This window comes from Lysobacter sp. 1R34A (genome assembly GCF_051217035.1).
Classification (GTDB): domain Bacteria; phylum Pseudomonadota; class Gammaproteobacteria; order Xanthomonadales; family Xanthomonadaceae; genus Lysobacter.
On sequence record NZ_JBPKJP010000131.1, the window covers coordinates 1 to 8,826 of the forward strand.

Annotated in this window: 2 protein-coding genes; both read left to right on the forward strand. The window is 71.3% G+C overall.

Annotated elements, in window-relative coordinates; genetic code table 11:
- Nucleotides 1-42 precede the first annotated feature (42 nt).
- Nucleotides 43-7,188 (forward strand): amino acid adenylation domain-containing protein, encoded by a 7,146-nt coding sequence (locus ACSAMQ_RS18785; RefSeq protein ID WP_435397119.1) that lies wholly within the window; start codon nucleotides 43-45, stop codon nucleotides 7,186-7,188.
- Between the two features lie 66 nt (nucleotides 7,189-7,254).
- Nucleotides 7,255-8,826, forward strand: a 1,572-nt coding sequence (locus ACSAMQ_RS18790; RefSeq protein ID WP_435397120.1) for a condensation domain-containing protein, incomplete at its 3' end; no start/stop codon positions are given.

Here is an 8,826-nt window from a genome sequence, read left to right on the forward strand (position 1 = left end):
TCGGCGCGCGCCGGCAGCGCCGCGCCGTGGCGCGAGGCGAGCGTGTTCGATCGCGACCGCGCCTACTGGCAGGCCCAGCTCGACGATGCGCCGCTGGCCTTGAGCCTGCCGTTCGATCGTCCGCGCGCTGCGCAGGCCGAGCGCATGCACGCTGGGCGCGTGCAGGCCGGACGCGGCCTGGCTGCGGTCGAGATCGCCGTGCCGGCGCAGACCGCTTCGGCGTTGCATGCGCTCGCCGCGCAACAGGCGGCGCCGTTGCCGGCAGTGCTGTTGACGGCCTGGGCGAGCGCGTTGACGCGCTGGAGCGGGCAGGGCGAGGTCGTCACCGGCCTGGCCTCGACTGCGTTGGACAACGAGGTCGCGGCGCTGCGCCTGGACCTGCACGACGACCCGAGCGTCGCCGACGCGATCGCGCGCGCCGCCGCGGTCCTGGCCGGTGCCGCCGCCCATGCCGAGTTGCCGTTCGCCCAGGTCGCTCAGGCCGTGCGCGGCCGCGGCGAAGCCTTGTTCGAGGTGTTGCTGGCGCTCGACGGGGCGACGGTGGCGGCAGCTTCGTCGCAGGAGCCGGCCCTGGCGCTGGAGCTCGCCGAGGGCGCCGGCGGCCTGCGCGGCCGACTGCACTACGCGCAAGCGCTGTTCGATGCGGCCAGTGCCGAGCGCATGGCCGCTCATCTGACGAACCTGTTGAACGCAGTGGCGCAGGACGCCGAAGCCAAGCTCGGCGCCTTGCCGCTGCTGCCGGCGGTGGAGCGCGAGCAAGTGCTGTTCGGCTTCAACGACACCGGTACCGCGCCGGCGCCGGACGGCCTGCTGCATCGCCCCTTCGAGCGTCAGGCCGCGCTGCAGCCCGATGCGATCGCTTTGATCGACGGCGCCACCGCGATCGGCTACGGCGAACTCAACCGCCGCGCCAACCGAATCGCCCATCGCCTGATCGCCCTGGGCGTGAAGCCCGACGATCGGGTCGCGATCTGCGTCGAGCGCAGCGCGGCGATGGTCGCCGGCCTGCTCGGCGTGCTCAAGGCCGGCGGCGCCTACGTGCCGCTGGACCCGAACTATCCGTCCGAACGCCTGGCCTACATGCTCGAAGACAGCCGTCCGGCGGCCCTGTTGACCCAGGCCGGGTTGCGCGGACGCTTGCCGCTCGGCGAGCCGGCGCGTCTGCCGGTGCTGGGCATCGACGAGTCGATCGCGGCGGCGGGCGAGGGCGAGTCGCAGGATCCCGATGCGCAAGCGCTCGGGCTGAGCCCGGCGCATCTGGCCCAGGTCATCTACACCTCGGGTTCGACCGGCCAGCCGAAGGGCGTGATGGTCGAACACCGCAACGTCGCCGAGCTGGTGCGTACCCACATCGGCCAATGCGCGCTGCAGCCGGGCGACCGCATGCTGCAGTTCGCTTCGTATTCGTTCGACAGCTCGGTGGTGGAAATCTTCCCGACCCTGTCGGCCGGCGCCACGGTGGTGCTGCGTCCGGCCCATCTGCTCGCGCCGGATGCCGAGTTCGTCGAGTTCCTCGGCGCGCAGGCGATCAACATCGCCGACCTGCCGACCGCGTTCTGGCAGCAGTGGTCGCAGTCGGTCGCGGAAGGGCGGCTGTCGCCGCCGGCGAGCCTGCGCCTGGTCGTGGTCGGCGGCGAGAAGGTCGAACGCCGCCACCTGGCCCAGTGGTTGCAGGCGCCGGGGCTGCGCTGCGGCCTGCTCAATACCTACGGCCCGACCGAGGCCGCGGTATACGCGACCGCGGCGTCGTTCGCCGATGCCTCGCAGTTGCCCGAGCATGAGGTCTCGATCGGCCGCCCGGTCGCCAACACCCGCGTCTACATCCTCGACGCGCAGGGCCAGCCGGCGCCGGTCGGCGTAGGCGGCGAGCTGTGCATCGCCGGCGCCCAGGTCGCGCGCGGTTACCTCGGCCGCGAAGCGCTCAGCGCCGAACGCTTTCTGCGCGATCCCTTCGTCAGCGCCGATTCCGATCCGGCCCTGGCGCGGATGTACAAGACCGGCGACCTGGCGCGCTGGCGCGCCGACGGCCGCCTGGAATACCTGGGCCGCAACGATTTCCAGGTCAAAATCCGCGGCTTCCGCATCGAGCTCGGCGAAATCGAAGCGGCGCTGTCGGCCTGCGCCGGGGTGCGCGAGGCGGTGGTGATCGCACGCGAGGACCTGCCTGGCGACAAGCGGCTGGTGGCCTATGTCGTGGCGGCCCCCGAGACCGCGAGCGGCGTCGCCGAAGCCGTGCCGAGCGTGGCGCAGTGGCGCGAACAGCTGGCGCGCTCGCTCGCCGACTACCTGTTGCCGTCGGCGATCGTGCGCCTGGATGCGTTGCCGCTGACCGCCAACGGCAAGCTCGACCGCAAGGCGCTGCCGGCGCCGGACGACGCGGCGATGGCCGCGCGCGCCTACGCCGAACCGCAGGGCGCGGCCGAAGCGGCGCTGGCCCAGGTCTGGCAGGACCTGCTCGGCCGCGAACGGGTCGGCCGCCACGATCATTTCTTCGAACTCGGCGGCCATTCGCTGATCGCGGTGCAGTTGGTGACCCGCCTGCGCGAAGGCCACGGCCTGGAGCTGTCGCTGCGCGAGGTGTTCGCGCGGCCTCAACTGTCCGACATGGCGCTGAGCCTGCGCGGCGCCAGTGCGGCCTCGCTGCCGCCGATCGTGGCCGCCGACCGCAGCGCGCCGCTGCCCTTGTCGTGGGCGCAGCAGCGCCTGTGGTTCCTCGACCAGCTCGACTCCGCCGCCGGCGCCGCCTATCACATGCCTGCGGCGCTGCGCCTCAGCGGCCGGCTCGACCGCGCGGTGTTGCAGGCCACCCTCGACCGCGTCGTCGCCCGCCACGAAATCCTGCGCACCTGCTTCGTCGCCGGCGATGGCGAGCCGGTGCAGTCGATCGCGCCCGCCGATTGCGGCTTCGTCCTCGACGACATCGACCTCAGCGCGCTCGACGCGCCGGCGCGCGAACGCGAAGTGCGGACCCTGTCGGCGGCGGAAGTGCGCAAGCCCTTCGACCTGGCCGCCGGCCCGCTGATCCGTGGCCGCCTGCTGCGCCTGGCCGCCGACGAACACGTGCTGCTGTTGACCCAGCACCACATCATTTCCGACGGCTGGTCGCTCGGCGTGCTGGTCGACGAAGTGTCGGCTTTGTACGCCGCCTTCGCCGAAGGCCGCGCCGATCCGCTGCCGCCGTTGCCGGTGCAGTACGCCGACTACGCGGTGTGGCAGCGCCAGTGGCTGCGCGGCGATGCGCTGGAAGCGCAGATGGGCTACTGGCGCGAGCACCTGATCGGTGCGCCGGCGCTGCTGGAACTGCCGACCGACCGGCCGCGTCCGCCGGTCCAGCGCTACATCGGCAGCACCCGCCGGTTCCGCATCGGCGCGGAGACGGTCGAGGGCCTGCGCGCCTTGTCGCAGCGCCACGGCAGCACCTTGTTCATGACCCTGCTGGCCGGTTGGTCGCTGCTGCTGTCGCGCCTGAGCGGCAGCGACGACGTGGTGGTCGGCACCGCCGTCGCCAACCGCCGCCGCGGCGAGGTCGAGCCCTTGCTCGGTTTCTTCGTCAACACCCTGGCCCTGCGCGTCGACCTCGGCGACGACCCGACCGTGGCCGAACTGCTGGCGCGCACCCGCGCGGTCATGCTCGGCGCCTACGAGCACCAGGACGTGCCGTTCGAGCAGGTCGTCGACATGCTGCAGCCGGCGCGCAGCCTGGGCCACAACCCGGTGGTGCAGAACATGCTGGTGCTGCAGAACACCCCGGCCGGCACCCTGCAACTGCCCGAGCTGAGCCTGAGCCTGATCGACCAGCCGCGCGACGAGACCTTGTTCGACCTGTCGCTGGAACTGATCGAGCACGACGGCGGCCTCGACGGCAGCCTGGAATACGCCAACGACCTGTTCGACGCCGCCACCGTCGAACGCTGGTCGCAGCATCTGCAGACCTTGCTGCAGGCGATGGCCGGGGACGATCAGCGCCGCATTAGCGGTCTGTCTCTGCTCAGCGCCGACGACCGCCGGCTGGTGCTGGAACGCTTCAACGAGGTCGGCGGCGATGCGCCGGCCGCGGGCCACGAGGGACGGACCGTGCACGGCCTGTTCGAGGCCCAGGTCGCGCGCGATCCGCAGGCGACCGCGGTCGAGTACGAGGGCAGCGCGCTGAGCTACGGCGAACTCAACCGCCGCGCCAACCGCGTCGCCCACCGCCTGATCGCGCTCGGCGTGGCGCCCGACGACCGGGTGGCGATCTGCGTCGAACGCGGCCTGGACGCGGTGGTCGCGGTGTTCGGCGTGCTCAAGGCCGGCGCCGCCTACGTGCCGCTCGACCCGGCCTATCCGCCGGAGCGCCTGGCCTATCTGGTCGGCGACAGCGCGCCCAAGGCCCTGCTGACCCAGAACGCGCTGCGCGAGGCGGCCTGGTCGCTCGACGCGCACGCGCCCGACATCGCAGTGTTGCTGCTCGACGAAGACGAAACCTGGGCCGCCCAGCCCGGGCACGACCCGGTGGTCGAGGGTTTGTCGGCCTCGCACCTGGCCTATGTGATCTACACCTCCGGTTCGACCGGCCAGCCCAAGGGCGTGATGGTCGAGCACCGCAACGTGCTCAACCTATGGTCGGCGTTCGAGCGCGAAGTGTTCGCCGAGTGCGCGCCGGGCGCGCGCCTGGGCCTGGACGCGGCGCTGTCCTTCGACGCCTCGGTGCAGTCGCTGGTGCAGTTGCTGTCGGGCCGCTGCATGGTGATCGTGCCGGCGGCGATCCGCGCCGACGGCGCGGCGCTGATCGAGTTCCTCGGCCGCGAGCGCATCGACATCTTCGATTGCACGCCGGCCCAGTTCGAAGCCTTGCTCGCCGCCGGTCTGCTCGACGACGCGGCGACCGGCGGCCGGCGCCCGGGCATCGTGCTGGTCGGCGGCGAAGCGCTGCCGGCGCGCGCCTGGGACGCGGCCGCGGCTTCGGCCATGCGTTGCTACAACGTCTACGGCCCGACCGAGTGCACGGTCGACGCCAGCTATGCGCGCATCGAAGCGGGGGTCGCGCCGCACATCGGCCGGCCGCTCGCCAACACCCGCATTTACGTGCTCGGCGGCGACGGCGAACCCTTGCCGGTCGGCGTGGTCGGCGAGATCCATATCGGCGGCGCCGGTGTCGCCCGCGGCTACCTCGGCCGCCCCGAGTTGAGCGCCGAGCGCTTCGTCCGCGACCCGTTCGCGGCCGTCGCCGGCGCGCGCATGTACCGCACCGGCGACCTCGGCCGCTGGCGCAGCGACGGCAACCTGGAATACGTCGGACGCAACGACTTCCAGGTCAAGCTGCGCGGCTACCGCATCGAACTCGGCGAGATCGAGGCGCGCCTGTCGGCGTGCGCCGACGTGCGCGAGGCGGTGGTAGTCGCGCGCGAAGACCAGCCCGGCGAGAAGCGCCTGGTGGCCTACGTGGCGCCGCGCGCCGCGGCCAAGGACGAGGCGCTGGAGGAATTGCTCGATGGCCAGGTCGCGCAGTGGTCGGACATCTTCGACGACCAGGGCGAGGAAGAAACCGTCGAGCAGGCCGATTTCGGTTTCGACCTGACCGGCTGGAACAGCACCTACACCCGCGAGGCGATCGCCAGCGAAGGCATGCGCGAATGGCTCGACGGCACCCTGGTGCGGATCGAGGCGCTGCAGCCGCGGCGGGTGCTCGAGATCGGCGTCGGCACCGGCATGATCCTGTGCAACATCGCGCCGCGCTGCGAGCGTTATGTCGGTACCGACCTGTCGGTCAAGACCGTGGCCAAGGTCAACCACCTGGTCGGGATCACCCCGGACCTGACGGGCAAGGCCGAGGTGTTCCAGGGCGAGGCCACCGATTTCTCGGCGATCCACGGCGAGTTCGACACCGTGGTGATCAACTCGGTGGTGCAGTACTTCCCGAACCTGGCCTATCTGGAGCAGGTGATCGCCTCGTCGATCGGAGTGACCGCGGCCGGCGGCAAGCTGATGATCGGCGACGTGCGCCACCACGGCCTGATGCCCTCGTTCCACCTGTCGGTGCAGGCCTTCCAGTCGCCCGACAGCCTGTCGGCGACGCAGCTGGGCGACCGCGCCGCGCAGAAGATGCGCGGCGACATCGAGCTGCTGATCGACCCGGTCTGGTTCCATGCCTTGCGCGAGCGCTATCCGCGCATCAGCGCGGTGCGCGTGCTGCCCAAGCTGGCCCGCCACGAAAACGAGATGTCGGCCTACCGCTACGACGTGGTGCTGAGCATCGACGGCGAGCGCGACGAGGTGTTCGCGATCGACTGGCAGGACTGGGGCGACGAAGGCTTCGATGCGCAGCGCCTGCAGCAGCGTGTCGAAGCCAGCGGCGAGGCGGTGATCGGCCTGCGCGCGATCGCGCATCCCTGGGCCACCCCGTATCAGCGCGCCTGGCAGCGGCTCGGCGCGGGCGAGGGCGGGGCCTCGGTTGCGGCGATCAAGGCCCAGGCCGCGCTCGACGCGCGCCGGGGCGCGCTGTGCGCCGATCTCGAAGCGTTTTGCCGCGAGCGCGGCTACAGCCTCGACCTGAGCTGGGCGCCGAACGCGCACAGCGGCGAGTACCACGCCCTGATCGGCCGCGACGGCCAGGCGCTGCGTTTCGACTGGCGCAGCCAGATTGCGCAGGAGCAGTTGTCGAAGGACGAGTCCGGTTTCGCCCACGACCCGCTCGAAGCCAAGTGGCGCAGCACCTTGCCGGGCCGCCTGCGCGAAATGCTGGCGGCGCAGGTGCCCGAGTACATGGTGCCGAGCGCGTTCATGCTGATCGACCGTTGGCCGCTGACCGCCAACGGCAAGCTCGACCGCCAGGCCCTGCCGGCGCCGGACCGCATCGCGGTGACCGCGCGCAGCTACGAGCCGCCGCAGGGCGAGGTCGAAGAGACCATCGCCACGATCTGGCAGGAACTGCTCGGCCTGGAACAGGTCGGGCGCCACGACCACTTCTTCGAGGTCGGCGGGCATTCGCTGTTGGCGGTGCAGGTGATGGCGCGGGTGCGCGAAGCCTTCGCCGTCGACGTGCCGGTGGCCGAGTTGTTCAAGTCGCCGGAGGTCGCGCTGCTGGCGCGGGTGGTGCTGGTCGCCAGCGTCGGCCGCTATGCCGACGAGGACGTCGAGCGCATGGCCGCCGACATCGACCAGCTTTCGGAAGAAGAACTGCGCGCCCTGCTCGAAGAGGAAAACCCGTGAGCCGCCGCGACCGCGCGGCGGCAAGGGGACGACACACCATGGAACAACTAGCGATGGAGATGCGGGATGTCTAAGGAATCGTCGGCGGACATCGAGCTGCTGAAACTGGAACTGTTGCGGCGCCGGCTCAACAAGTCGGCGACGCCGGCCGCGCAGCCCGATGGCGCGCGGCCGATCGCGCGCGCCGATCGCGACGGCGAACTGCCGTTGTCGTGGGCGCAGCAGCGGATGTGGTTCCTCGACCGTCTCGACCAGGCGGCCGGCGAGGCCTATCACGTGCCGGCCGCGCTGCGCCTGAAGGGGCGGCTCGATCGCCTGGCCCTGCAGTCGGCGCTCGACCGCATCGTCGCCCGCCACGAAAACCTGCGCACCCGTTTCGTCGGCGCCGACGGATCGGCGCGCCAGCAGATCGCCTCCGAACACGTCGGCTTCGCCCTGGTCGATCACGACCTGCGCGCGCTGGCGCCGGCCGAGCGCGAAGCCGAGGCGGCCCGGATCGGCCGCGACGAAGCCTTGGCCGCGTTCGATCTGGCCGCCGGCCCGCTGATCCGCGGCCGCCTGCTGCGCGTCGGCGACGACGAGCACATCCTGCTGGTGACCCAGCACCACATCATTTCCGACGGTTGGTCGATGGGCGTGCTGGTGCGCGAGGTCAGCGCGCTCTACACCGCCTTCACCCAGGGGCGACCCGACCCCTTGCCGCCGCTGCCGGTGCAATACGCCGACTACGCGGTGTGGCAGCGCCAGTGGCTGCAGGGCGAGGCCTTGCAGAAACACATCGACTTCTGGCGTTCGCATCTCGGCGGCGCACCGACCCTGCTGGAACTGCCCGGCGACCGTCCGCGCCCGCCGCTGCAGAGCTATGCCGGCGACCGCATCCCGGTCGCCTTGCCGGCGGCGCTGACCACGGCCCTGCGCGCGCTGTCGCAGCGCCACGGCGCCACCGTGTTCATGACCTTGCTCGCCGGTTGGTCGGCGCTGATGTCGCGTTTGAGCGGCCAGGACGAAGTGGTGATCGGCACGCCGGTGGCCAACCGCCAGCGCACCGAACTCGAACCGCTGATCGGTCTGTTCATCAACACCCTGGCCCTGCGCGTCGATCTGCGCGACGACCCGACCGTCGCCGAGCTGCTGGCCCAGGTCAAGACCACCACGCTCGGCGCCTATGCCCACCAGGAGCTGCCGTTCGAGCAGGTGGTCGAAGCGCTGGCGCCGGAGCGCAGCCTCGGCCACAGCCCCTTGTTCCAGGTGATGTTGACCCTCGACAACACGCCCGACAGCGGCAGCCTGGCGCTGCCCGGTCTGGAACTGAGCGCGGTGCCGGCGACCAACGCCAAGGCGCATTTCGATCTGCGCCTGCTGCTCGGCGATGCCGGCGAGGACCTCAGCGGCGAACTGGAATATTCCAGCGACCTGTTCGACCGCGCCACCGCCGAGCGCATGGTGCGGCAGTGGATCGCGCTGCTGCAGGGCATGGTCGGCGGCGATACGCGCAAGGTCGGCGAGCTGGCCTTGTTGACGAGTGCCGAGCGCGAGCAGGTGCTGCGCGAGTTCAACGATTTGCGCGCGGATGCGGTGAACGACCGCACGATTCACGCGCTGTTCGAGGCACAGGTCGCCGCGCAGCCCGATGCCGAC